Source organism: Mesorhizobium sp. B2-4-13 (assembly GCF_006658535.1).
GTDB classification, from domain to species: Bacteria; Pseudomonadota; Alphaproteobacteria; order Rhizobiales; family Rhizobiaceae; genus Mesorhizobium; species Mesorhizobium australicum.
Genome location: NZ_VFVB01000007.1, coordinates 237,474 through 262,188, shown reverse-complemented (window position 1 = coordinate 262,188; position 24,715 = coordinate 237,474). Strand labels below are relative to the sequence as shown.

At 63.5% G+C, this 24,715-nt stretch carries 24 protein-coding genes; 11 read left to right on the top strand and 13 right to left on the bottom strand.

The window, feature by feature from the left end; translation table 11 throughout:
• Positions 1-31: 31 nt before the first annotated feature.
• From FJ936_RS20590 to FJ936_RS20575, 4 genes are all read right to left on the bottom strand, one after another.
• Complete coding sequence (locus FJ936_RS20590) at positions 32-1,132, bottom strand: sn-glycerol-3-phosphate import ATP-binding protein UgpC (protein WP_140787715.1); 1,101 nt, start codon at positions 1,130-1,132, stop codon at positions 32-34.
• Positions 1,133-1,146: 14 nt separating this feature from the next.
• Positions 1,147-2,061, bottom strand: coding sequence for an ABC transporter permease subunit (locus FJ936_RS20585; RefSeq protein WP_140712884.1), 915 nt, complete (start codon positions 2,059-2,061; stop codon positions 1,147-1,149).
• Between the two features lie 7 nt (positions 2,062-2,068).
• A complete protein-coding gene (locus FJ936_RS20580) occupies positions 2,069-2,953 on the bottom strand; it encodes a sugar ABC transporter permease (RefSeq protein WP_140787713.1) in 885 nt (294 codons plus the stop codon).
• A 154-nt stretch (positions 2,954-3,107) separates the two neighbouring features.
• The gene (locus tag FJ936_RS20575) at positions 3,108-4,460 is read right to left on the bottom strand and encodes an extracellular solute-binding protein (protein WP_140787711.1); all 1,353 of its coding nucleotides are present in this window, start codon (positions 4,458-4,460) and stop codon (positions 3,108-3,110) included.
• Positions 4,461-4,696: 236 nt separating this feature from the next.
• Here FJ936_RS20575 and FJ936_RS20570 point away from each other — a divergent pair, with 236 nt between their 5' ends.
• Positions 4,697-5,731: an endonuclease/exonuclease/phosphatase family protein gene (locus FJ936_RS20570; RefSeq protein ID WP_140787709.1), complete on the top strand. Its 1,035-nt coding sequence runs from the start codon at positions 4,697-4,699 to the stop codon at positions 5,729-5,731.
• Positions 5,732-5,893: 162 nt separating this feature from the next.
• Entirely contained in the window at positions 5,894-8,347 is a 2,454-nt protein-coding gene (locus FJ936_RS20565; protein WP_141906899.1) for an EAL domain-containing protein, read from the top strand.
• Positions 8,348-8,412: 65 nt separating this feature from the next.
• On the opposite strand, the gene FJ936_RS20560 is transcribed toward FJ936_RS20565, so the two are convergent.
• Positions 8,413-9,093, bottom strand: coding sequence for a TlpA disulfide reductase family protein (locus FJ936_RS20560; protein ID WP_140616834.1), 681 nt, complete (start codon positions 9,091-9,093; stop codon positions 8,413-8,415).
• 34 nt (positions 9,094-9,127) lie between these two features.
• On the opposite strand from FJ936_RS20560, the gene argH reads away from it, so the two are divergent.
• The 3 genes from argH to lysA all read left to right on the top strand — a co-directional run bounded on the left by argH (position 9,128) and on the right by lysA (position 12,167).
• Positions 9,128-10,528, top strand: a complete 1,401-nt coding sequence (argH, locus tag FJ936_RS20555) for an argininosuccinate lyase (RefSeq protein ID WP_140787707.1) — start codon at positions 9,128-9,130, stop codon at positions 10,526-10,528.
• A gap of 94 nt (positions 10,529-10,622) precedes the next feature.
• A complete protein-coding gene (locus tag FJ936_RS20550; RefSeq protein WP_140787705.1) occupies positions 10,623-10,829 on the top strand; it encodes a lipoprotein in 207 nt (68 codons plus the stop codon).
• A 69-nt stretch (positions 10,830-10,898) separates the two neighbouring features.
• Positions 10,899-12,167 carry a diaminopimelate decarboxylase gene (lysA, locus tag FJ936_RS20545; protein ID WP_140787703.1) on the top strand — a complete coding sequence of 423 codons (1,269 nt, stop codon included), beginning with the start codon at positions 10,899-10,901 and terminating at the stop codon, positions 12,165-12,167.
• A gap of 34 nt (positions 12,168-12,201) precedes the next feature.
• Here lysA and FJ936_RS20540 read toward each other — a convergent pair whose 3' ends face one another.
• Positions 12,202-12,504 carry a metalloregulator ArsR/SmtB family transcription factor gene (locus FJ936_RS20540; protein ID WP_015315541.1) on the bottom strand — a complete coding sequence of 101 codons (303 nt, stop codon included), beginning with the start codon at positions 12,502-12,504 and terminating at the stop codon, positions 12,202-12,204.
• 50 nt (positions 12,505-12,554) lie between these two features.
• On the opposite strand from FJ936_RS20540, the gene FJ936_RS20535 reads away from it, so the two are divergent.
• The gene (locus FJ936_RS20535; protein ID WP_141906898.1) at positions 12,555-13,496 is read left to right on the top strand and encodes a threonine/serine dehydratase; all 942 of its coding nucleotides are present in this window, start codon (positions 12,555-12,557) and stop codon (positions 13,494-13,496) included.
• A gap of 210 nt (positions 13,497-13,706) precedes the next feature.
• Positions 13,707-16,304: a TIGR02302 family protein gene (locus FJ936_RS20530; protein ID WP_140790657.1), complete on the top strand. Its 2,598-nt coding sequence runs from the start codon at positions 13,707-13,709 to the stop codon at positions 16,302-16,304.
• A 40-nt stretch (positions 16,305-16,344) separates the two neighbouring features.
• On the opposite strand, the gene FJ936_RS20525 is transcribed toward FJ936_RS20530, so the two are convergent.
• Positions 16,345-17,202 carry a LysR substrate-binding domain-containing protein gene (locus FJ936_RS20525; protein ID WP_015315538.1) on the bottom strand — a complete coding sequence of 286 codons (858 nt, stop codon included), beginning with the start codon at positions 17,200-17,202 and terminating at the stop codon, positions 16,345-16,347.
• Positions 17,203-17,421: 219 nt separating this feature from the next.
• Between FJ936_RS20525 and FJ936_RS20520 the strand changes: the two genes are divergently transcribed.
• Entirely contained in the window at positions 17,422-18,369 is a 948-nt protein-coding gene (locus tag FJ936_RS20520; protein ID WP_140790659.1) for a DMT family transporter, read from the top strand.
• Here the strand turns inward: FJ936_RS20520 and FJ936_RS20515 are convergent, their stop codons facing one another.
• The 3 genes from FJ936_RS20515 to FJ936_RS20505 all read right to left on the bottom strand — a co-directional run bounded on the left by FJ936_RS20515 (position 18,370) and on the right by FJ936_RS20505 (position 20,221).
• A complete protein-coding gene (locus tag FJ936_RS20515) occupies positions 18,370-18,741 on the bottom strand; it encodes a response regulator (protein ID WP_015315536.1) in 372 nt (123 codons plus the stop codon). It abuts the gene before it with no gap.
• A 119-nt stretch (positions 18,742-18,860) separates the two neighbouring features.
• Complete coding sequence (gene hpt / locus FJ936_RS20510; RefSeq protein ID WP_015315535.1) at positions 18,861-19,403, bottom strand: hypoxanthine phosphoribosyltransferase; 543 nt, start codon at positions 19,401-19,403, stop codon at positions 18,861-18,863.
• Positions 19,404-19,576: 173 nt separating this feature from the next.
• Entirely contained in the window at positions 19,577-20,221 is a 645-nt protein-coding gene (locus FJ936_RS20505; RefSeq protein ID WP_140616825.1) for a cadherin-like beta sandwich domain-containing protein, read from the bottom strand.
• 189 nt (positions 20,222-20,410) lie between these two features.
• Here FJ936_RS20505 and ftsE point away from each other — a divergent pair, with 189 nt between their 5' ends.
• From ftsE to FJ936_RS20490, 3 genes are all read left to right on the top strand, one after another.
• Positions 20,411-21,070 (top strand): cell division ATP-binding protein FtsE, encoded by a 660-nt coding sequence (ftsE, locus tag FJ936_RS20500; protein ID WP_010911739.1) that lies wholly within the window; start codon positions 20,411-20,413, stop codon positions 21,068-21,070.
• Complete coding sequence (locus FJ936_RS20495; RefSeq protein ID WP_140662845.1) at positions 21,063-22,055, top strand: ABC transporter permease; 993 nt, start codon at positions 21,063-21,065, stop codon at positions 22,053-22,055. The genes ftsE and FJ936_RS20495 overlap by 8 nt, the downstream gene beginning before the upstream one ends.
• A gap of 109 nt (positions 22,056-22,164) precedes the next feature.
• Entirely contained in the window at positions 22,165-22,890 is a 726-nt protein-coding gene (locus tag FJ936_RS20490; protein WP_140790661.1) for a YdcF family protein, read from the top strand.
• Between the two features lie 6 nt (positions 22,891-22,896).
• Here the strand turns inward: FJ936_RS20490 and FJ936_RS20485 are convergent, their stop codons facing one another.
• From FJ936_RS20485 to FJ936_RS20475, 3 genes are read right to left on the bottom strand one after another with little or no spacing between them, the layout of a single operon-like run.
• Positions 22,897-23,529, bottom strand: coding sequence for a pyridoxamine 5'-phosphate oxidase family protein (locus FJ936_RS20485; RefSeq protein WP_140790663.1), 633 nt, complete (start codon positions 23,527-23,529; stop codon positions 22,897-22,899).
• A 24-nt stretch (positions 23,530-23,553) separates the two neighbouring features.
• Positions 23,554-24,024, bottom strand: a complete 471-nt coding sequence (locus FJ936_RS20480) for a DUF1348 family protein (protein WP_140790665.1) — start codon at positions 24,022-24,024, stop codon at positions 23,554-23,556.
• Positions 24,025-24,082: 58 nt separating this feature from the next.
• The gene (locus tag FJ936_RS20475) at positions 24,083-24,634 is read right to left on the bottom strand and encodes a carboxymuconolactone decarboxylase family protein (RefSeq protein WP_140790667.1); all 552 of its coding nucleotides are present in this window, start codon (positions 24,632-24,634) and stop codon (positions 24,083-24,085) included.
• Positions 24,635-24,715: the final 81 nt, after the last annotated feature.

Genomic DNA, 24,715 nt, shown 5'->3' with positions numbered 1-24,715 from the left:
TACGTCTCTTTGGCGGCGCGCGTGCTGGAAATCAAAGCGCTGGCTCTGGCACCGAAGCCTTGAAGACATCGAGACGGGTGCCTGTCTCCGACGAGAAGAAGTGCATGTCGTCAGGCGAGATCTTCAGGCCGACGGTGCTGCCGGGCTCGGGGTGAACGGGCTCCGAGGTCATCACCGAAAACGGCGCGCCGTCGAGGTCGACATAGATCACCCGCCCCGCGCCCAATTCCTCGACTAGGTCGACAGTGGCATCGAGCGCGCCGGCCGTGCCTGGTGCCACCAGCCGGACCGCTTCCGGCCGGATGCCCATCGCCACTTTCGTGCCGACCGGCAGGCCGGCGCGAGCCATCGCCAGGCGCCGACTGCCGCCGAGCAGCGACAATCCGTCGAGTTCGGCGGTGCCTTCGAGGATGTTCATGGCCGGCGCGCCGACGAAGGTGGCGACGAAGCGGCTGGCCGGGCGGGTGTAGATTTCACCTGGCGTGCCGACCTGTTCGACCCGTCCCCCATTCATCACCACCAGCCGGTCGGCCAATGTCATGGCCTCTACCTGGTCGTGGGTGACGAAGACGGAGGTGGCATTCAGCCGGCGATGCAGCTTGCGGATCTCCGAACGCATCTGCACGCGCAGCTTGGCGTCGAGATTGGACAGAGGCTCGTCGAACAGGAACACCTTCGGCTCGCGGATCATGGCGCGGCCCATGGCGACGCGTTGCCTCTGGCCGCCCGAAAGCGCCATCGGCTTGCGGTCGAGCAGTTGCTCGAGTTCCAGTGTGCGGGCCACCGCCTGGATGCGCTGGTTGCGCTCGGCCGAGGGAACACCGGCGACTTTCAGCGAATAGCCGATGTTCTGGGCCACGCTCATATGCGGATAAAGCGCGTAATTCTGGAACACCATGGCGCAGCCGCGCTCGCGCGGCTCGAGTTTGTTGACCACCGTGCCGTCGATGGCGATCGTGCCGTCGGAAATTTCTTCCAGCCCCGCGATCATCCTGAGCAGCGTGGACTTTCCGCAGCCGGACGGCCCGAGAATGACGACGAATTCGCCCGAGGCAAAGTCGAGATCCACGCCGTGCACGACCTGCGTCTTGGCATAGTTCTTCTTGACGCCGCGTATTGCGATGGAGGCCATTTTTTGTCTCCTTGTTACTTCTCGGTGGCGATCAGGCCGCGCACGAACCAGCGCTGCATCAGCACCACGACGATCATCGGCGGCAGCATAATGATGAGAGTACCGGCCATGGCGATATGCCACTCCGGAGTGCCGCCGACATTGGGGATGAGCTGCTTGAGCTCGGTCACCGCCATCGCATGCGACTGGTCGGTGGTGATGAGCAGCGGCCATAGATACTGGTTCCATGCCCACAGGAACATGATGGTCCCGAGCGCCGCCATGTTGTTGCGCGACAGCGGCAACAGGATATCGATGAAGAAGCGCAGTGGCCCGGCGCCATCCATGCGTGCGGCCTCCGTCAATTCGTCCGGCACGGTCAGGAAGAATTGGCGATAAAGGAACGTCCCGGTCGCCGTGGCGACCAGCGGCAGAATTAGGCCGGGATAGGAGTTGAGCAGCCCAACGCTGAGCTGGACCTGCACGCCCGAAACCGTTTCGATCAGCCAGCTCAGGCCGGTCACGTCCAGGATAGCCTGATACGGCTCGAGCACGTTGGCGACCACTGCGTAGGTCGGCACGATGCGCACTTCAAGCGGCAGCATCAGAGTGATGAAGATCAGCCAGAAGATCAGCGTGCGGCCGGGAAATCGGAAATAGACGATCGCGAAGGCGGTCAGCGCCGAGACGATCACTTTGCCTGCGGCAACGCCGGTCGCAACGATGAAGCTGTTCAGCAGCTTGGGACCAAGGTCGGCCGTCACCCAGGCGGTCTTGATGTTGATCCAGAAATCGCTGCCCGGCAGGAGCGACATCGGCACGTCGTTGACATCCCTGAGATTATGCGAGGCCGCGATCGCCACGATGGCGAACGGCGCCACGCAGAAAACGAAGCCGACGAACAAGATCAGGTGCGTGAAAAAATTGAGGAACGGGGTGCGCTCGACCATATCAGTCTCACCTGTAGTGGACGCGCCGCTCGATGAAGCGGAACTGGAAAATGGTCAGCACGATGATGAGCAGCATCAGGATGATGCTCTGCGCGGCGGCACCGGAGTAATCGAGGCCTTTGAAGCCGTCGGAGTAGATCTTGTAGACCATCAGATTGGTGGCATTCGCCGGCCCACCGGACGTCATGATGTCGACGATGCCGAAGGAATCCTGGAAGCTTTCCGTGATGTTGATGACAAGCAGGAAGAAGATGGTCGGGGTGATCAGCGGAAACTGGATGTCCCAGAAGCGCCTCATGACACCAGAGCCGTCCATCGCAGCGGCTTCGATCAGGGAACGCGGGATCGCCTGGAACGCAGCGAGGAAGAAGATGAAGTTGTAGCCGACATACTTCCAGGAAAAGGCGATGATGATCGAAGCCATGGCGTCGGCGCCGTCCAGGCCGGGATCCCAGAAGCCGGGCCAGACCTGGTTGACGACGGCCATGAAGCCGGCTTCCGGCGCCAGGATGAAGCGGAATGCCAGCGCCAGGGCGGGCGCGGCGATGCCATAGGGCCAGATCAGCACCACGCGATACAGCCATGAGCCGGCTAGCTGGCGGTCGGTGAGCGCGGCGAGCACGAGCGCGACGAACATCGCAAGCCCGGTGCTGATGCCGGCAAAGACAAGGCTGGCGGTGATCGAGTTCCAGTAATCGGCGTTGGCCAGGATCGAGCGGAAATTGTCGAGACCGACCCAGATGTTGCCGCCGCCCCAGGGCTGCTGCAGCGTCAGCGACCAGTATACGGCCTGGCCGGCAGGCCAGTAGAAGAAGGTGAAGATCAGCAGGAGCTGCGGCACCGCGAAAAGAATGCCGACTGTCCAACTGCCGAAAGTGACGCGTTTTTCCATCGGTCCGCCGTTGCCGCAGGGTGGTCAGCTTAAAGCAAGCGAGAGATTAATAACGAAATGCCCGCCCGTCGACCCAGGCATGATCCCGAAAACTGGAAACCGGTCTTCGGGATCATGCTCAAATGGGTCGGCGGGCGGTCTGGGAAATCCCTGGTCAGGGCAGGGTCTTGCCTGGATATGTCTGCTGGAAGCGGTCGAGGATGGCGTCGCCGTTCTTGACCAGCGTATCGAGGCCTTCCTGCACGCTCACCTTGTTGGCGAAGATCGCCTGCATCTGGGTGCCGAACTCGGCGCGGATCTGGGTGAAATTCCCCAGGCGGATGCCGCGGGTGATTTCGGTCGGCTCGGAGGCGGTCAGGCTGGCGATCGCGACTTCGCGGCCCTTGTAAGGCGCCTTGTCGTAAAAGCCCTGGCCCTTCATGTAGTCGAAGCCCGACTTGGTCACCGGGATGTAACCGGTGTTGGTCGACCAGAACAGGGCGGTCTTCGGATCGTGGATGAAGTTGAGGAACGCGGCCGCGCCCTTGTATTCAGCATCCGACTTGCCGGAGAGAACCCACAGCGATGCGCCGCCGACGAGCGAGTTCTTGCGCTCCGTGCCGGCATAGACGGGCAGTTCGGCGACGTCCCAGTTCATGCCTTCCTTCTGCGTACGGCCAACCGTGCCGTGATCGCCGACCGAGGTCAGGATGACCTGGCAGGTGCCGGTGGCAAAGGCCTGGACCATATCCTGGCCGAGATCCTTCGACTTGATCTTGATCAGGCCGGCATCATACCACTTCTTGAGGTCGGTGACGTACTGCACGAACTTGGTCTTGTTGACTTCGAGGCGGGCGTCGAGGCCGTCATAGCCATTGTTCTTGGTAGCGATCGGCTGGTTGTGAATGGCGGAGAACTGCTCCATCAGCTGCCAGCTTTCATTGGCTGAGATGTTGATCGCCATCGGGCATTCATAGCCGGCGTCCTTCATTGCCTTGAGGTCGGCGCCGACGTCTTCCCAGGTCTTCGGCGCTTCGGTCTTGCCGATCTTGGCGAAGGCGTCCTTGTTCCAGTACATCAACGCCGTAGACGAGTTGAACGGGAAGGACAGCATCTCGCCTTTCGAGGTGGCGTAATAGCGGGCGATGCCGGGGAAATAATCGGCGTAGTCGATCTTGTAGCCGTTTTCTTCCATGAGCTTGTCGGCCGGCTTGTAGGCACCCGACAGCATCATGGTGGCGGTGCCGACGTCATAGACCTGAACGACGGTGGGCTGCTTGCCGGCGCGGAAGGCGGCAATGGTGTTCTGCAAGGTGGCGTCGTAATTGCCCTGGCTGGTGCAGACGACTTCATAGTCCTTCTGCGAGGCGTTGAAATTCTTGCACAGCGTGTCCACGACCCGGGCGAGATCGCCCGAAAGACCAAACCAGAAATCGAATTTTGTCGGTTCCGCGAAGGCAGGCATCGCCAGCGCGGAGCTGAGCACGCCAGCGGCAAGGGCAGCAAAGCCCCGCTTGATGATCGTCATGATTTCTTCCCTCTTGAATGACTGTTGACAAGGGTCTTGCGCAAGTCCTTGCCCGCTCTCTTAGAGAAGGTATGTGACAGTTCTGTTGTGGCCTCCCGGGCCTGTGCACAGCTGGTCTTTTCTCCCCTCCGGCGGCTACAGCGGCATGAAAACGTCACACCGGCGCCTTAGGTAGCTAGGGCGACTTCCAAGGACGTAAAGGCCGTCATTGTTATCCGGCTAAAAGGGATGATGAAATGCTGGTGAAGCAGCTGGCGCACGTGCCCATCACCGACAGGCAGGCGATGCGCGAAGGCCCCCGCGACAGCGCCACGCATTTGCGGCATGCAGCCGCCATTCCGGCTCTTGGCCAGATCGAAATCGGCGGCAAGGCGTCGCGCGCGAACGTCGGCGAGGCCTTGAAGGTGGTGGCCTGGAACGTCGAGCGGCTCCGTCATGTCGATGCCATTGCACGAACGCTTGCCGGGCCGGCCCCCGAAATCGTGCTGTTGTCCGAGGTGGACAAGGGCATGGCACGCTCCGGCAACGGCCATCCGCTCAGCGTGCTTGCCGACCGGCTCGGCCATGCCTTCGCCTATGGTGTCGAGTTCGTCGAACTCGCTGGCGGCAACGAGGCCGAGCGCATGGCAACCGGTGAAGCCGCCAACGCGGAAGGCTTTCACGGCAATGCCGTGACCAGTGGCATGCCGCTGCTGCGACCCTTCCTGGTGCGCCTGGACGCCGCCGGCGGCTGGTTTCGGCCGGAGCGCGGCCAACCGCGCATCGGCGGACGCATGGCGATCGGCGGCCAGGTGCGCATCGGCGACCGCAGGATGACGGTCGTCTCGGTGCACCTTGAAAACCGAACCGATCCGGCTGGCAGGGCAGCTCAGACACGCAAACTCCTCGATGCAATCGACAACTATGATCCGCAAGCGCCAGTACTGCTCGGCGGCGATTTCAACACGCTGACGGCAAGCCACGAGGAGCGCCATGACGACCCACGGGCGTGGATGGCTCGGGTCATGGCCGAACCGGACCGGCTGATCCATGCCGAGCGTCACGAGCCGCTGTTCGCGGCCCTTGCCGAGCGCGGCTATGATTGGCAGGCCGCCAACAATTTGGACCTGCCCACCCAGCGTCGGCCCGCCGGCACCCCGGTTGGCCGAATCGACTGGTTCTTCACGCGCGGCCTCGCGGCCAGCGCGCCGGCGGTTCTTCCGGCGGTGTTGCCGGATGGCAGCCCAAGCTCGGATCATGACGCCCTGACAGTGACCGTCCGCCTGAAATAACCGTCGTCTTCAATCGATGCGGCTGACCTGGCCTGTGCTCTTGCGGTCAGCTTGCGCCGCAAAAGCACGCTATGGTTGCAGGCGGCTTTATCGATCCTTCAACAGCCAAGCATTAATCAGTCATATTTCTTTCTTTATTTCCTGCGGGCCAGGGGGAATAAGATGCTGACGGTCTATAACTGCATCGTGAACCAGCACGATCTGAGGCTGGTTGCACTGGCAGCGCTGATTTGTGGAATTTCCTGTTTTTCAGCCGTCAATCTTCTTCATCACATAGGCCGCTCGACGGATCGAAATCGGCTTGCCTGGCTGACGATCGCCTCCACCTCGACCGGTTTCGGCATCTGGGCAACGCACTTCATCGCCATGCTTGCCTTCACGCCGGGAATCCCCAACGCCTATGATCCCGGACTTTCAGTACTCTCGCTCACTGGCGCGGTGGCGGTTACGGCGGCTGGCATGTGGGTCGCCACCTTGCGCGACGAGCTTGACTACCATCTGGTCGGCGGCGCCGTTCTGGGCGGCGGTATTGCGGCCATGCACTACATCGGCATGGCGGCATTCGAGGTCGAGGGCCGGATCGAATGGAACCTGCTCCTCGTCGCCGTCTCCTTGCTGGCCGGCGTGACGCTCGCGGCGCTGGCTTTGCGCGTCGTCCTGCGCGGCTCGTCGCTGCCTGCGACGCTTGCCGGTGCGGTCTTGCTGACGCTGGCAATCTGCGGCCTGCACTTCATCGCCATGGCTGCCGTCTCGATCTTCCCGGATTCCTCGATCGCCATATCCCAACACACCGTCGCACCGACCTCGCAGGCCTTCGCCGCCGCTGCGGCCACTCTGGTGATCCTAGTGCTTTCGGCCACCGCGCTGTGGATCGACCTTCGCTTCCGCCGCCAAAAGCTTGAGGTCGACCGCATGCACGGCTTAGCCAACGCCGCGGTGGAAGGCCTGATCGTCTGCGATGGCAATCGCATCGTCAGTGTCAACGACAGCATGGCCAGGCTGACCGGCATGGTCGCCACGACACTGAACGGAAGGGAACTTGGCGACCTCTTCGATGAGCGCACCGCATCCGACCTGATCAACTTCCAGGGACAGCCGTGGGAGGCGGAACTGAGCAATCGCGACGGGATGAGAATTCCCGTCGAACTGATCGCCAGAAGCATCGACTATTGCGGCAAGCCTCACAATGTCGTCGCTGTCCGCGACATTCGCGAACGCAAGAAGGCGGAACAGGAAATCCTTCGCCTCGCTCATTTCGATCCGCTGACGGGGCTCGCCAACCGCCGTAGCTTTTCCAGCCGGCTTGATACCGAAATCGCCGCCACGAGCCGAGACGCAAAAGCCGGCAAGGGCGCGAGGGGCGGGCATCTTGCGCTTCTGCTGCTCGACCTCGACCGGTTCAAGGAGGTGAACGATCTTTATGGGCATGGCGCCGGCGACGCGATGCTTCAGAAGGTGGCGAACTGTGTCTCCGGCGTTCTTCGCCACGGACAGATGCTGGCGCGCCTGGGCGGCGACGAATTCGCCATCATCGCCCCCAACCTGCCCGACCCGCAGGCGGCGAGCCGGATCGCCGACGCGGTGCTCGCCGCGATGCGCGAGGAGAACCGGCTCTCGGCGGGTGGCGGGCTGGTATCGGGGAGCATCGGCATCGCGCTCTATCCGCTGGACGCGGAAGACCAGGCCAGCCTCATCAGCCATGCGGATACCGCGCTCTATCGCGCCAAGACCGAAGGCAGGGACACCTATCGCTATTTCGAGGCGTCGATGGGCGCCGAGGCTCGCGACAAGCGCGTCATGGAGCACGAACTGCGCCAGGCAGTAGCGCGCGACGAATTCTATCTCGTCTACCAGCCGCAGAAAGAGATCAGCAGCGGCAAAATGGTCGGCTTCGAAGCCTTGATCCGTTGGCGGCATCCCGAACGCGGCGATGTTCCCCCGTCCATATTCATTCCGCTGGCGGAGGACAGCGGCGCCATAGGCCAGATCGGAGATTGGGTGCTGACCGCAGCGTGCCAGGAGGCCGCCAGTTGGGAAAATCCACTGACGGTGGCCGTCAACGTCTCCGCGGTGCAGTTGCACAATCCGAACTTCAGCCGAAAGGTGCACGAGACCTTGCTCAAGTCCGGTCTCGCGGCAGCCAGGCTGGAACTCGAAATCACCGAGACGGCGCTGGTGAAGGACATGCCGCGCGCGCTGGCGAGTTTGCGACAGGTCAAGGCGCTTGGCGTGCGCGTGGCCATGGATGATTTCGGAACCGGCTATTCCTCCCTCTCCAACCTTCGCGCCTTCCCTTTCGACAAGATCAAGATCGACGGTTCCTTCATCAAGTCCGTCGACACCAACGGCCAGGTTGCGGCGATCGTGCGCGCCGTGCTCGGGCTGGGGCGCGGCCTGGGTCTGCCGGTGCTGGCGGAGGGCGTCGAGACGCTCGGCGAGTTGAAGTTCCTCGACGCCGAGGCCTGCGAGATCGGCCAGGGCTATTATCTCGGCAAGCCGGCGCCGATCGAGGCGTTCGGAGACCTGACCGGCCACGGCAAGCGTGTTCGGGCGCGAGGCGCCGACCGCCAGGATGGCAGCCTCGTATTGCTCAAGCCGAGCGTACGCTCGGCCTAGAGCTCTTTGTTTTTACGCAATTCCGGACGGAGAACCGTTACACACTATCCTGGAGGTGCTCTGGCTCACGACCCGAGCGCCGTCTCGACCAGCCGCTTTGCATCGGGGCCCGCCCATTCGGCTGGACCGTTCATGTGGGCGATCAGGCAGCCTTCGCCGTCGATCAGCATGGTGACGGGCAGGCCGAGCGCCAGACCGCGCGTCTTGAGGTCGTTGAACAGTGTCATCGTCGAATCGCGGTAGTAGCCGAGCGTGTGCACACCGGTATCGGCGAGAAACTTCTTCGGTTTCACGTCGTCGCCGGCATCGACGTTGACGGCGACGACCTGAAAGGCGTCGCTGCCTTTCTCCTTTTGCAGCGCATCGAGCGCCGGCATTTCGGCACGGCAGGGCGCGCACCATGTGGCCCAGAGATTGAGCAGCACGGTCTTGCCGGCATGATCGGCGATCGTCATCGGCTTGCCGTCGGGACCGTGGAAGGCGAGGCTCCTCATCGACTGCGGCGGATCGGCCGGCAAAAGTGCCGCGACCTCGCCGGTGGCCGCGGCCGCGACCTTCTTGGCGCGATCGCTCTTGGCGGCGCAGGCGACATCGTCCTTGCTGTCGCCGGCGGCTGCTTGGGGCGCGGCGTTGTTGCCAGACCGGCTCTCGCTGACATATACCGCGACCGCGCCGGCCAGCGCTCCCGCCACCAGGGCGGCGAGGATCAGGCGCCGGGCCGGGAAAAATCTGTTTCCGTCTGCCATATTCTCAAACTGCTCCGAAGCACGGGTTATAGCCATGAGCGACAAGAAGACCAGCAACCAGATGTGGGGCGGACGATTTGCCTCGGGTCCGGCCGCGATCATGGAAGCGATCAACGCGTCGATCTCGTTCGACCGCAAACTCTACGCGCAGGACATAAGAGGCTCGATCGCTCATAGCGAGATGCTGGCGCAAACGGGCATTATTTCGGCGGCCGATCAAGAAAAAATCGCTCACGGTCTGAACACGATCCTGAAAGAGATCGAGGGCGGCAGCTTCGAGTTTTCGACGCGGCTGGAAGACATCCACATGAACATAGAGGCCCGCCTTGCCGATCTCATCGGTCCGGCGGCCGGCCGGCTGCACACCGCCCGTTCGCGCAACGACCAGGTGGCCGTCGATCTGAGGCTCTGGGTCAAGGACGAATGCTTTCGTGTCGCCGAGGCGTTGAAAGGCTTGATCATGGCCCTCCTGGCGCGAGCCGAGGAACATGCGGCGACCATCATGCCGGGCTTTACCCACATGCAGGCGGCGCAGCCGGTGACCTTCGGCCATCACTGCATGGCCTATGTCGAGATGTTCGCTCGCGACCTGTCGCGCGTGCGCGACGCCATTGAGCGCATGGACGAGAGCCCCCTCGGCGCCGCCGCCCTTGCCGGCACCAGCTTTCCCATCGACCGCCACCAGACCGCCAGGGCGCTCGGTTTCCGCGAGCCGATGCGCAATTCGCTGGACAGCGTCTCCGACCGCGATTTCGCGCTGGAATTCCTTGCCATGGCGGCGATCAGCGCCACCCACCTGTCGCGGCTGGCGGAGGAGATCATCATCTGGTCGACGCCGCAATTCGGCTTCATCAGGCTGTCGGATAGCTTCTCCACCGGCTCCTCGATCATGCCGCAGAAGAAGAACCCCGACGCGGCCGAACTGGTTCGCGGCAAGACAGGCCGCGTCAACGGCCATCTGGTCGGCCTGCTGACGGTGATGAAGGGCATGCCTTTGACCTACGGCAAGGACATGCAGGAAGACAAGGAATCGGTGTTCGACGCGGCCGAGACGCTCGACCTGATGCTGGCCGCGATGACCGGCATGGTTGCGGACATGACGGTCAATGCCGCCGCGATGAAGAAGGCCGCCGGCTCCGGCCACGCCACCGCCACCGACCTCGCCGACTGGCTGGTGCGTACCTTGGGCCTGCCGTTCCGCGAGGCGCATCATGTCACCGGCCGCGCGGTGGCGCTGGCCGAACACAGGAAGGTCAGCCTGGAAAAGCTTTCGCTGGAGGATCTGCAGTCGATCAACCCAGGCATCACTTCCGACATATTCTCGGTGCTGGCGGTGCAGAACTCGGTCAAGAGTCGCACCAGCTTCGGCGGCACCGCGCCATCGGAAGTGAGAAAGCAGATCCGCTATTGGAAAAAGCGTCTCGCCAAGGCGTAATGCCGGATATCGCGATCAGCAATATCCGGGGTGCAATGCACCGAGAACTCGGCTAAAAGCAGCGGCGGACAGAGAGTTTCGGACGGATGGATCGATGACCGGAAGCAGGATTTTGGTGACGCTGACGCTGCTTGCGGCGCTTGCCTTCGTGACCGCCTGCGGCCGCAAGGCGGGCCTGGACACGCCCTATGAGGCGGCTGTCCAGGCACGCAAGGATGCCGAGAAGGCCCACCAGTCCGTGCCGCCGGAACCGGAAAAACCGGTCGTGGACAAGAAGTTCATTCTCGACCCGCTGATCTAGCTTCGATGAAGGCGGGATTGGTCTTTCCAAACCCGATCGCATCGTGCCTCAACTTCCGGAACCACACTCGTGAACCATTTCGACTACCGCGACGGCGTGCTGCATGCCGAGGACGTGGCGATCCCTGATATCGCCGCACAGGTCGGCACGCCGTTCTATTGCTATTCGACGGCGACCCTGACCAGGCACTACCGTGTCTTCGTCCAGGCCTTTGCCGGGCTCGACACACTGGTCTGCTACGCGATGAAGGCCAATTCCAACCAGGCGGTGCTGCGGACCTTGGCCAAGCTCGGCGCCGGCGCCGACGTCGTCTCGGAAGGCGAATTGCGCCGGGCTCTCGCCGCAGGAGTCCCGGCCGGCAAGATCCTGTTCTCGGGCGTCGGCAAGACCGCCCGCGAAATGGACTTTGCGCTCCAAGCCGGCATTCTCTGCTTCAACGTCGAATCCGAGCCGGAACTCGAGCTGTTGTCGGCACGTGCCGTGGCGCTCGGCAAGGTGGCGCCTATCTCGCTGCGCATCAATCCCGATGTCGACGCCAAGACCCACAAGAAAATCTCAACCGGCAAGGCTGAAAACAAGTTCGGCATTCCCTGGCAGCGGGCGCGCCAGGTCTATGCCCGCGCGGCAACGCTTCCGGGCATTAAGGTCACCGGCATCGATACCCATATCGGCAGCCAGATCACCGAGTTGCAGCCCTTCGACGACGCCTTCGCCCTGCTGGTCGACCTGGTCGGAGCGCTGCGCGGCGACGGCCACGCCATCGAGCATGTCGATCTCGGCGGCGGTCTCGGCATTCCCTACCGCGTCGACAACAACCCGCCCCCCTTGCCCGACGCCTATGCCCAGGTCGTCCGCAAGCATGTCACCAAATTGGGTCTGAAGGTGATGTTCGAGCCGGGCCGGCTGATCGTTGGCAATGCCGGCATCCTGGTCTCGGAAGTGATTTTCGTGAAGGAAGGCGACGCCAAGAATTTCCTCGTCGTCGACGCTGCCATGAATGACCTGATCCGGCCGACGCTCTATGATGCCTTCCACGAGATCAGGCCGGTCGTGCAGCCGCCGGCCGACGCGCCGCGCATGATGGTCGACGTGGTCGGCCAAGTCTGCGAAACCGGCGATTATCTCGGCCTCGACCGCGACCTGCCCCGGCTGATGGCGGGCGATCTCGTCGCCGTTTCCACCGCCGGTGCCTATGGCGCGGTCCAGGCCGGCACCTACAACACCCGCCTGCTGGTGCCGGAGGTGCTGGTCGACGGCGACCGTTTCCATGTCGTGCGTCCGCGCCCGACCTATGACGAACTGATCGGGCTGGATTCGGTGCCGGACTGGCTTGCGTAAGCCGCCCTGCCGCGACGCTATAACCGGTTCTGCGCTATAACCGGTTCTGGATGAGTGCCCTTGCGTCGGCGATCCTGTCCTCGTCGCGGCGGTAGAAGGTCCATTGCCTGATGCGCTTGGTTCTGAGCAGGCCGGCCTGGACGAGCACGCGCATATGCTCGGAAAGCGTCGCCTGAGTGATGCCGAGCTTCTCGGCGATCAGCAGCGCGCAGACGCCGTCCTCGACCAGATCGCCATCCGCCTGTGCCCGGAAATGCGCACGTGGATTCTTGAGCCAGTCGAGAATCTGCAGTCTGCGCTCGTTGGCGATCGCCTTGAAGACATCAACCTCTTGCATTTAGCCATTTTGCCAAGTTACTAATTAGTGTCAATCCCAAGGAGATTTTGATGTCGCAGGGCAACGTCGTCACACGCGAACGCATCGCCGCGATGGAACCGCGCATCCGCCCCCATATCAGGCACACACCGGTTCTGCGCGTCGACATGGCCGACTTCGATCGGGGGCCATTGGCGATCGACCTCAAGCTCGAATGCCTGCAGCATTCCGGCTCGTTCAAAGCCCGCGGCGCCTTCACCAACCTCCTGGAGCGGCCGGTTCCCGAGGCCGGCGTCGTCGCCGCATCGGGCGGCAATCATGGCGCTGCCGTCGCCTACGCCGCCATGCGGCTTGGCCACAGAGCAACCATCTTCGTTCCCGAAGTGAGCCCGCAGGCCAAGCTGGACCGCATCCGGGCCTATGGCGCCGACCTCGTTGTCGGCGGCGCCCGCTATGCCGAAGCGCTGGCCGCCAGCGAACGGTTCGCCGCGGAAACCGGCGCCTTGCAGATCCACGCCTTCAACCAGGAGGAGACGCTGGTCGGCCAAGGCACTCTCGGGCTCGAAATCGAACGCGATCTGCCTGAGATCGACACGCTGCTGGTCGCCGTCGGTGGTGGCGGCCTGATCGGCGGCATCGCCGCCTGGTATGCCGGCCGCATCCGCATCGTCGCCGTAGAGCCCGAGGGTGCGCCGACGCTTCATCGCGCCTTCGAGGCCGGCCATCCGGTGGACGCGCCGGCGGAAGGCATCGCCGCCGATTCGCTGGCGCCGAAGCGGGTCGGCGAGATGATGTTCCCGATCGCCGAAGCCTTCGTCGAACGCTCCATCCTGGTCAGCGACGACGACATCATCGCCGCCCAGAAGGCGCTCTGGAACCGCGTGCGCATCATCTCGGAGCCGGGTGGTGCCGCCGCCTTTGCCGCGATCCTGTCCGGCCGCTACGCGCCGACACCGGGCGAACGGGTCGCCGTGCTGGTCTGTGGGGCCAACGCAAACCCCGCCAATTTCTGATTGCAACCATTTCGGCAGGCTTCACGTTTTCTCAAACTGCCTCGCCTTTGCCGTGTTTACTGGTATTCTTCGAGTCGTGAGGCTTGGGCTATCCCGTCCGCCTCGCCGCATGATCCCAAAAGTGGAATCCAAGTTTCGGAACAGATCATGCCCAAAGAGATAGAGCCCATTGCGGTCCTTCAGGACGGAACAGGGCTCCAGGAAGGGCCGATGACCGAACGACCCACCTTCAGCAGCAATCGCGGCCTGGCCGGACGCCTGGCCTTGAGCCGGCTGGCGACGCGGGTCTCGATGGCGATCGAGCGTGGCTGGCCGCTGCTGCTTCCGCTCATTATCGTCGTCGGCCTGTTTCTCAGCGTCTCCTGGTTCGGTATTTTTCCCCGGCTGCCGGACGTGGTGCGCATCGGCCTTATCGCCATGTTTTGCCTGGCAGGTCTGGCGGCGCTTTATCCGCTGCGCTTTTTCCGCATGCCTGGCGCGGCCGAGATCGATCGCCGCATCGAAGCCGCCAACAGACTGCTGCACAGCCCGGTGCAGGTGCAGAGCGACCGGCCCAGCGGCCAGGAAAGCAGTTTCTCGCAGGCGCTCTGGCGCGAGCACCAGAAGCGAATGGCTGGAAAGCTCGACAATCTCGGCGCCGATCTGCCGCGCACGCGCGTGCCGGAGCGCGACCCGTGGGGATTGCGCGCCGTGGCGGCGCTCCTGCTGGTCACTGCCTTTGCCTTCTCCTTCGGGCCGACCGGCGGCCGGCTGACAGATGGGTTCAGCGCACATGGCACGCTCGACGCCGTACCGCCGCGCATCGACGCATGGGTGACGCCGCCGGCCTATACCGGCAAGCCGCCGATCTTCCTGACTGCCGACGCCAACCAGGCGACGCCGACTTTTCATGTCCCCGAGGGAAGCGACGTCTCCCTGCGCGTTACCGGAGGCTCGGGCGAGGAAACGCTTGCCTATGCCGACAAGGACGGCAATGCGCGCGCCATCGACCCCGCAAGCCCGCAAGCCGCCGCCAAGCCGGCAGCAAGCCCGGCGGTGTCGTCCGCCTCGCCTTCGAAGGTGCGCCAGTTCGCCAGCAAGCTGACCGGCGACGGGACGCTGACGCTGAAATCGGGGGAGGATCAGCTTGGCCGCTGGGCTTTCGCCGTCATCCCGGACAAGCCGCCGCAGATCCGCTTCGTCGGCGAGCCCAAGCGCGCCGCCAACGGCGCCTTCGAGCTCAACTATCAGATCGATGACGATTACGGCGCCGCCACCGCCAAGGCGGTCTTCGCGCTGGCCGACCCGCAGCCGCCGGGTGCGCATCCGCTCTATGGTCCGCCCGAAATGCCGCTGACACTGCCGCGCCGCGGCGGCAAGTTGAATGCCGCCAAGACCACGAAAGACCTGACCGAGCATGTCTGGGCCGGCAGCAGCATCAAGCTGACGCTGGTCGCCACCGACGACGCCGGCCACACCGCCTCAAGCGAAACCAAGACGCTCGCGATGCCCGAGCGGCCGTTCACCAACCCGCTGGCACGCGCGGTGATCGAACAGCGCCGCCTGCTTGCGCTCGACGCCAATGCCAAGCCGCGCGTGCTCGACCTGATGGAGGCCATCACGCTGCGGCCTGAAGACACGTTCGATACCATGTCCCACTACCTCGCCATCATGAGCGCAATGAGCCGGCTGAAGCTGGCGGTGAACGACGATCAATTGCGCAGCGAGGTTGCCTACCTCTGGGAGATCGCGCTTGGTATCGAGGAGGGCAACCTCTCGGCGGCCGAAAAGCGGCTGCGCCAGGCCCAGCAGGCACTGCAGGACGCCATCAAGAATGGCGCCAGCGATGCCGAGATCGAGAAGGCGATGAAGGAACTGCGCGAGGCGATGAACCAGTTCCTGCAGGAGTTCGCCGAACGCGCCAAGCAGAACCCGAACGCGCCGCAGATGCAGCAGAACGGCCAGGAGCTGCGCCAGAGCGACATCGACCGCATGATGGACCAGATCGAAAATCTGGCGAAGTCCGGCGATCGCGACAAGGCCCAGCAATTGCTGTCTCAGTTGCAGGACATGATGAACAACCTCCAGGCCGGCCGCCAGCAGCAGGGGGGCGAGCAGGACAGCCAGATGCGTCAGCAGATGGACAAGCTTGGCGAGATCCTGCGGCGGCAGCAGGAGATGATGAACGACACCTTCCGCATGGATCAGATGCAGCGCGGCGAGCGCCAGCGCGGCCGCAACCGCGACGAGCAGCTTGGCCAGAACGATGAGCAAGGTCAATCTGGCGAAAACGGCAAGCCCGGCGAGAATGGCGAGCCAAAGCCTATGACGCCGCAGGAATTCGCCGATGCGCTGAAGCAGCTGCAGGAGGGCCAGGGCCAGCTGAAGAGCGATCTGGAGCAGCTGAAGAAAGGCCTCGAGGGCATGGGCATGGAGCCCAATGAAGGATTTGGCGAGGCCGGCAAGTCCATGGGCAGCGCCGAGCAGGCGCTTGGCGAGGGCCAGGGCGACGAGGCCGTCGGCCACCAGGGCCGGGCGCTTGAGGCGCTGCGCAAGGGCGCCAAGGACATGATGAAACAGATGCAGGCCATGCAGGGCGATCAGGGCGGCAGCCAGGAAGGCGGCCGCCAGCAGGATGCCGACCGCGACCCGCTCGGCCGGCCGCGCGCCAGCCAGGGTCCCGATTTTGGCGATTCGGTGAAAGTGCCCGACGAGATCGACGTCCAGCGCGCGCGCCAGATCCTGGAAGCGATTCGCAAGCGGCTCGGCAATGCGCTCAGCCCCGACATCGAGCGCAGCTATCTGGAACGGCTGCTGGAGCTGAAATAGGAAGCGGCGAGAGGGATCAGCTTGATTTCCATGGAGCCGTCTACCTGTTGACGAACGCCTCGCGGATTGCCTCCTGCATGCCGTCGATTGCTTCGCCTGACGCATTCGGGTTGCGATGCATCACCACATTGGAGGAATCGATGTCGCCGAACCCGTCCGCGGACGTCAGCTCTCGGCAGTCCGCCGGAATGTTGCTGCGTGAGATCGGCGCGATCGCCAACCCTGAGGTGACGGCAAGCTTCAGGCCGCCATTGGTATCGCTTGTATAGGCGACGCGGTATGCAAGGCCGCGCTGCTCCAGCGATTTGATGGCGAAGTCCTTACACCAGCCGGCGCGGTTGTAGAGCGCGATCGGCACCGGGCGCTCCTCATGCATGTGATGCAGGTTCGACGTCACCCAGACCGTCGGATCATGCATCAGCACTTCGCCGCCGGAAGGATCCTGCCATTCGAACACCACGCATAAATCCAGCTCGCCGGCGGCGAGCGCCGCGATCTGCGCCTCCGAATGCGCGTAGCGTACGGTGACCTCGACCTTGGTGTGACGCTTCGAAAATGCGCCGAGCGCGCGCGACAGGATGGCGTGGCCATATTCCTCCGGAATGCCGATGCGAACCGGCCCACCGAGCGGCGCCGCCGCCATCGACGCCGCCGTTTCATCGAGCAGCGAAACGATACGGCGGGCATTGACGATGAGTTCGCCGCCACGCCGCGTCAGCGCGACGCCGCGTGAACCTCGCTCGAACAGGCTGTCGCCGACCAGCTCTTCGAGCTTCTTCATCTGCATCGACACGGCCGATTGCGTGCGGCCGGCCTGCTCGGCGGCCCTGGTGAAATTGCCGGCCTCGGCTATGGCGACAAAGGTACGCAGGAGATCACTATCGAGGGTTGGCCGCATGGCATCCATCATAAGCAGATTTGATCGCTGGCATCATTCCAATTCGTTTGCAACATGTCAAACGCCGAACGATAATCGCCTCACCCATTGGATATGCAGTCGCGAAATCGGCTGCGGACCAATCAAGAGTCCTCACTCGTGCCCGCTACCCGAAAACGGTGGCGGGTTCTTTTTGATCTGGTGAGCGTCGCCGGATCGGATGCGCGGGAGCCTGAACGGATGCAGAATAGGATGGTGCGCGGCATCCTGAGCCTGTGCCTGGGCGTGCTGGTCTTCTCGCTGCAGGATCCGCTCGTCAAAGCCGTGTCGAGCGGCTACCCTGTGACCGAGGTGATGGCGATCCGCTCGATCGTAGCCTTGCCGATTCTGATCGTTCTGGTTCACGCCGATGTCGGGCTGCGGGCAATCCTGTCGAAACGGTTCGGCCTGCTGACGATACGCGCCTTCATCCAGTTCACCTCCTACACGGTCTATTACCTGGCCATCGCCGCCCTCCCGCTGGCCGACGCCGTGGCGCTCTATTTCATGGCGCCGCTCTGCATCATGGCGCTGGCCGGCCCCTATCTCGGCGAGCGCGTTTCCTGGCGGACGCTGTCGACCGTGCTGATCGGGATGCTTGGCGTGCTGGTGATGCTGCGCCCCGGCGCCGGGCTGTTCGACTGGGCGGCCTTGCTGTCGCTGGGCTCGGCCGTGCTCTACGCCTTCTCGCAGCTGATGGCTCGCAAGATCGGCGATACCGAATCGTCCACTGTCATGGCCTTCTACCAGAACGGCGCCTATCTTACCGGCGCGGCCGTCGTCGCCGGCACGTTTCACATTGCGGGCATAACCCACGCCGTCCACCCGAGCCTCGAATTCCTGGTGCGACCATGGATCTGGCCGACGCTGCCGGATTTTCTCAAGATGGCCGCCTGCGGTTTCGTCGCCTCGGCCGGCATGATCCTGCTCTCGCAAGGCTACCGGCTGGCGCCGGCCAACCGCGTCGCCACCTTCGAATATACCGGCATCCTGTGGTCGCCGCTGTGGGGTTTCCTGTTCTTCGCCGAGGTGCCCAGGTCAGCGACGGTGATCGGCGCGGCGCTCATCATCGGCGCCGGCCTGCTGGCACTCAACACCGAGCGCCGCGCCAGCCCGGCACCGGCGCTTGTCGCGAGGGATCCAGCCTGATCAGGCGAAGCAGATCAGCGCCCGTTCGACGCGAGAGCGAATCTCGGCGAGCGTGAAGGGCTTTTGCACGACATCGAGGATGATGCCGTTCAATTCATCGGCGCGCTCGCGCTGGTCGGCATAGCCGGTCATCAGCATGATCTTCATCGCGGGAAAAAGCGCGGCTGCCGCAACCGCCATCTCGATGCCGTCCATCTCGGGCATGCGTATGTCGGAGACGACGAGATCGTACCCGCCTTTTGCGGCGCGGATCAGCGAAAGCCCCTGCGCGCCATCGGCGGCGATATCGATTGCGTGCCCGGCGCGTTCGAGCGCGCGGGCTGCGAGGGTGCGGACGGACTCATCGTCCTCGACGATCAAAAGCTTTGCCATGGCCGGCATATTTGGCGGCGAAACGTTGACTTTTCCTGAAAACCCCGGAGCTCGCCCAGACTAATTTTCCTGACACCGTTAAGGCCTTTTTCAGGATTCACCGGTGCGGGGCGCTCGCCTTACACATCGCCTTTCACCACACCCACGAACGGCAATTCACGGAAGGCATGCGCCACATCCATGCCATAGCCGACGACGAAATAATCGGGGCAGTCGAAGCCGACATAATCGGCATTCAGCGCGGTCTGGCGGCGCATGCGCTTGTCGAGCAGCACGGCGATGGAACAGCTTTTCGCGCCACGCGACAGCATCAGGTCGCGCGTGAAGCTCAGCGTCTTGCCCGATTCCAGAATGTCGTCGATCAACAGCACGTCGCGGCCGGCGACCTCGTTGTCGATGTCGCGCAGCACCCTCACCTCGCCGCTGGTTGTGCCGGCGCCATAACTGGAGATGAAGATGAACTCGACTTCCGGCGACAGGCCGACATCATGCATGGCGCGGATGAGGTCGGCGGCGAAGATGAACGAGCCTTTCAGCACCGAAATCACCAGGAGATCGTGATAGTCGTGCCCGGCAATCTCCTTGGCGAGTTCGAGATTGCGCCGCGCGATCGCCGATGCCGAAAACAGCACTTCGATGTCCTTGCCGCGCACGTTTGGCATTTCTCGCCCTCCAGTTTTTTTCCGAAACGCCTTCACACCGAGCGTGTGTTGAGAGTCAGATCAGACCGAGCCGAAAGCAGTGGTTTCCGAGAACCGGAGCGGAGCGTACGTGAGCACCGGAAGCGCAGGGAACCATCGTTTGCAGGCCGGCTTCACCTGAATATCGACACACGCTATTCGGCGAAGGTGACCAAAACGGTCCTTACCCCGTTCTTAGGCACGTCGAGCCGGCTGGCAAAGCCGAATCTTTCGCCCGATGCCAGCGAATGGCCAGATGTCCCCAGCGTATAGCGGGTTGTGCGGCCGTCATTGCCCGTCACCCGGATTTCGAGTGGCGGCATTGTCGCGGGCCTCGTCCCGTCATTGGCGGCCTCGCCGTCGACGAACAGCACCGGATTGGCGCCGGAGGCATCGATGCGTGACGTCACGCCTGAAATAGTCAGCGCCGACGCTTGCGCGCCGGGCAGGAACGGTGCCTGGCGCACCAGCGCATGGCCGCCCGAGACCCAGAAGGCGGCAAGGGCGGCGCCGATGCCGGCGATCCAGAAGATCGGACCGCCGCGCGAGGCCGGCGGCCGTTCCGCTGGCATTTCCGGCTTGCGCAGCATGTCCATGCCTTCGATGGCCGGGGGGACAATCGCACGCGGCAGCGGCGTCACATTTCCGACTGGTGGGGCCGGCCGCGGCAACACCATATAATCCGCATCGATGATATCAGCCGCCGGGGCGCGCAAGATCCGGTCCGCTGCGGCAATTGCCGCGGGATCGGTCATGATTTCGCCGGAAACCGGGCGCGCGGTTCGTTCGTCAGCCATCATGGCCCCAGTATTGCGCGTGTTCGCTTTTCGTTTCTTTTGCGTAAACACAAATGGTTAACCCTTCCCCACCGGAGCCCTCTTGAAGAGCCTAAACGAGCCAGGAATTAACCGCCGGTTAACCATGCCGGCCGATGGTCTTTTCACAAAACAGGCCGGTTCGCCGCGGCCAGGAAATTCAGGTCGTCGAAATTGATTCGCTTCGAAAATGTCGGCCTCCGCTATGGCATGGGTCCGGAAATCCTCCGCGACATCTCCCTGCACATACCGGAGCGCTCCTTCCAGTTCCTGAGCGGGCCTTCGGGTGCCGGCAAGACGACATTGCTGCGCCTTTTGTTCATGTCGCTGAAACCGACGCGTGGACTGATCACCATCTTCGGCAAGGACCGCTCGCGCATCTCGCGCACCGAACTGCCGCATCTGCGCCGCCGCATCGGCGTGGTGTTTCAGGACTTTCGCCTGCTCGACCACATGACCACCTATGAGAATGTCGCGCTGCCGCTGCGCGTGCGCGGGCGCGAGGAAGCGAGCTACCGCACCGATGTCACCGAGTTGTTGAAATGGGTGGGGCTGGGCGAGCGCATGCATGTGCTGCCGCCGGTCCTGTCCGGAGGCGAGAAGCAGCGCGCCGCGATCGCGCGCGCCCTGATCGAGCAGCCGGAGATCCTGCTCGCCGACGAGCCGACCGGCAATGTCGATCCGCCGCTGGCGCGGCGGCTGCTGCGGCTGTTCATCGAGCTCAACCGGCTTGGCACCGCCGTTGTGATCGCCACGCATGACCTTGGCCTGATGGAGCAGGTTGACGCGCGCCGCATGATCCTGGCCGGCGGAAGGCTTGATATCTATGACTGAGACCGAGCTATCGGCCGACCATTTCGAGGAGCAGGATGCCGAGGCGGTGGAGGCGAGGCCGCGCGCACAACGCAAGATGGCGCCGATCGTGCCGGCGCAGAACATTGCCGGCCGCGCGCTGGTGCTGGTCATCGCCATCATGACTTTCCTGTCCTGCCTGACTTTCGGCGCGGTGACACTGGTGCGCGACACAGCCTCGGTTTGGGAAAACCAGATCTCGCGCGAGGCGACGATCCAGATCAAGCCGGCCGACGGCCTCGACATGGAGGCGGCGCTTACCCAGGCCTCACGGATCGCCGGCGAATTCCCTGGCGTGAAGTCGACCCGGATCATCGACCGCGAAGCGACCGCAAGGCTGCTGGAGCCCTGGCTGGGTTCGGGCCTCAACATCGACGACCTGCCGGTGCCGCGCCTGATCATCGTCACCATCGACGAGAGCAGCCCGCCTGACTTCGCCGCCATGCGCGCCGCGATCACGCCGAAACTGCCGAGTGCATCGCTCGACGACCACCGCACCTGGGTCGACCGGCTGGTGGCCATGGCCCGCACCACGGTGACCATAGGCGTTGCCGTTCTGGCCTTGATGCTGTCGGCGACAGTACTGACCGTGGTGTTCGCGACCCGTGGGGCCATGGACGGCAACGGCCACATCATCGAGGTGCTGCATTTCGTCGGCGCCGAGGCGCGCTTCATCGCACGCGAATTCCGCCGGCATTTTCTGGTCACCGGCATGAAGGGCGCGGCCGCCGGCGGAGCGGCGGCGGTGCTCGTCTTCATCGTGTTCTCTTGGTGGTCGTCACGCAACATGGCAACGCCGCAGGCCGATCAGGCGACCGCTTTGTTCGGTAACTTCGCCATCGGCTCGGCGGGTTACGCAGGTGTCGTCCTGATGGTGCTGGTGATTGGCGCGCTGACGGCGGCAACCTCGCACGTCACCGTCGTTGCCTATCTCAGCGACATCGACGTTCGCCAACCCGATGCATGAAAGGACCTCGTCTTGGCTTGGACGGAAACAGGGCGATCACGGAGAAAGAATTCGCGTAACGCAAAGTGCGTCTTTTACCTATCAAAGGCCGCATTTGAGGATTAACTATATGACCATGGACGTGCGGGATTCGACCGGGACGGCTGGACAGTTGCCAGTGGTGGTTGACCGTTGGCGCGGCCGTGGCAGGGTTAGCCATCTAAGGACCGCCCTGCGCTTCTCCGCTCTCTCCCTACTTGTGCTTGCAACAGTGTTCGCTGGCGGCTTTGGCTGGTTCGCCAGCAAGGTTAGTCATCTGACCACGCCCGCCAACCCGGCCAAGGCCGACGCCATCATTGTGCTGACCGGCGGCCAGTCGCGCCTCGACGCCGCGATGGAGCTGCTTGCATCCGGCAAGGGCGAGCGGCTCTTGATCAGCGGCGTGCACCCCTCGGCCAGCCGGCGCCAGCTTCAGGCGGCCACCGGCGGCGACAAGAAACTGTTTTCCTGCTGCGTCGACATCGATCGCGCCGCGCTCGACACGATCGGCAATGCCGAGGAAAGCGCCAAATGGGTGGAAACCCATGCCTATGGCACGGTGATCCTGGTCACCAACAATTATCACATGCCGCGCAGCCTTTTGGAGATGGGCCGGCTGCTGCATGGCGCCAAGCTCGAACCCTACCCCGTGGTCAATTCCAACCTGGATAATGGAAGTTGGCTGACCAAGCCGCGGGCGGTGCGCGTGCTGTTCACCGAATACACCAAGTACCTGCTGGCGCTGGCTCGCGGGTTTATCCCGGTGAAGCCGACGCCCGAGGGAATCGCGCTGGCCGAGACCGCCGCCGGCGGCTGAGCCGCGTCATTGCTTGGCGACAGCCCCTGAAGCGCCCTTGAGGCGCGCGATCTCTTGTTCAAGGTCTTGGATGCGCCGGTCGCGCTCGCCAAGCGCGGCTGCCACATCAGCCGCCTCGAAGCGCTGCGGTATATGTTGCGGGCAATTGGCATCCCATGCCGAGACGGTGAACAGGATGATCTGCTCGGGACGCGCCTTGTAGTCCGACGGCATCAGCCTCGCCGTCAACTCGGCATCGTCCTCGACAACGCGCGCCGTACCCCAGATCTTGATGCGCTGGCGCATCATGTAGTCGATCAGGAACAGGAAGGCCCTCGGATTGTCGGCCAGATTGCCCTGCGTGATGAATTGCCTGTTGCCGGAAAAATCCGCGAAGCCGATCGTCTTCTCGTCGAGCACCTTGAGAAAGCCGGCAGGGCCGCCGCGGTGCTGGATGTAGGGCTGGCCATCGCCATTGGCCGTCGACAGGAAGATGCTGGTCTGCATTTCGATGAATGCGGCGAGGTCCAGTGTGATCGCCGACTGCCAGCCGCCGCGCTCCTCGACGCGGGCGTAGGACTGGCGCGAGCCCTTGCGCGCCTGGATGGCCTTGACCGTCGGCGTGAAGGCGACATCGCTGGTAAAAGCGTGTGCGTTCATCGAAACCTCCTTGGCTGAATGCTTCTAAAGACCGAGCTCCGACAGCGTCGGATGGTCGTCCGGCCGCCGGCCGAGCGGCCAGTGATATTTGCGCTCGGCTTCGGAGATCGGCAGGTCGTTGATGCTGGCGATGCGCAGCCGCATCAGCCCGTGCTCGTCGAACTCCCAGTTCTCGTTACCGTAGCTGCGGAACCATGAGCCGCTGTCGTCGCGCCATTCATAGGCGAAGCGCACGGCGATGCGGTTGCCGTGGAAGGCCCAGACCTCCTTGATCAGCCGGTAGTCGAGTTCGCGGCTCCATTTGCGCGTCAGGAACGCCTGGATGGCATCGCGGCCTTGCAGGAACTCGGCGCGGTTGCGCCAACGGCTGTCCGCCGTATAGGCGAGCGCCACCCGCGCCGGATCGCGCGAGTTCCAGGCATCCTCGGCCATGCGCGCTTTCTGGGCTGACGTCTCGGCGGTGAAGGGCGGAAGCGGCGGGCGGCTCTCAGACATGGGATTTCCTCTGCGGCATGAGGTGGGGACCGGCGGGCACCGCCGCTCCTATCCGGATTCAGGCAGCATTGCGGGCGGAAACAACCGGAAAATCGATCTCGGTCTGGGCAACCTCATTGATATAGTTGGTCCAGACGTTCAGGGCGACATGCTGGACAATCTCGATGATCTCTCCGTCGTCATAGCCCGCGAGCCTGGCAGCAGCGATGTCCTCCTGGGCGACATGTCCGCGGCTTTGCGCAACCCCGGCGGCAAAACGCACCGCCGCGGCTGCCTTGGGGTCCATGGAGCCGCCATGGCGATTGGCCATCATCTCGGCATCGTCGAGGCTTGCGAGCGTCTTGCCGAGATAGGTGTGCGCGCACAGGCAGTAGTTGCAGCCATTGATCTCGGCGATCGCCAGCGCGATGCGTTCGCGCGTCGGTGCCGGAAGCCGGCCCTTGGCGAGCGCTCCCATCATGCCGAGATAGCCTTCCAGCGCCGCCGGACTGTTGGCGACCATCCGAAACAGGTTCGGCACGACACCAAGCTGTTTTTCCACCGCTTGCAGCATAGGCTGCGCGGCGGCGGGAGCGGCGGCGGTGGACGAAGGCGTAGCGATGCGGGGCATAGGGATTTCCTGGTTGAGGTGTGCCCCACCATATGCAGCCTTCCATGTTGCGGATGTAGATGTCATATTTGCAATCAACCC